Source organism: Leucobacter musarum subsp. musarum, assembly GCF_001273845.1.
GTDB classification, from domain to species: Bacteria; Actinomycetota; Actinomycetes; order Actinomycetales; family Microbacteriaceae; genus Leucobacter; species Leucobacter musarum.
On the sequence record NZ_JHBW01000014.1, the window covers coordinates 1 to 329 of the forward strand.

General features: G+C 76.3%; 1 pseudogene. It reads left to right on the forward strand.

Annotated elements, in window-relative coordinates:
* Positions 1-329 (forward strand): annotated as a pseudogene (locus tag CH42_RS16695) (aminopeptidase P family protein); the annotation flags it as partial.

The following is a 329-nucleotide window of genomic DNA, read 5'->3' on the forward strand; positions in this document are numbered from 1 at the left end:
GGTCGGTGGGGCATCCCGTGGAAGACGGGGTGCTGGTGATGCGCCCGATCGCGGGCGGGCATGATGCGACGCTCTATCTCACGCCGCCCGCGCGCCCGGGGGAGGACGCCTTCCACGCGGATGCGACCCACGGCGAACTGTGGGTGGGGCCGACGCCCGGCCTCGCCGAACTGGAGTCGGCGCTTCAGCTGCGCGCCGCCCCGCTGTCGGAACTGGTCGTCGCCGACGACGCGCTCGTCGCCGGCGCCGCGGTGGTGGCGCCGGGCGCGGGGCGTGCGCTCGGCGGACGAGCACGGTCCGCGCTGCTCGGACGGGTGCTCTCGGAGCTG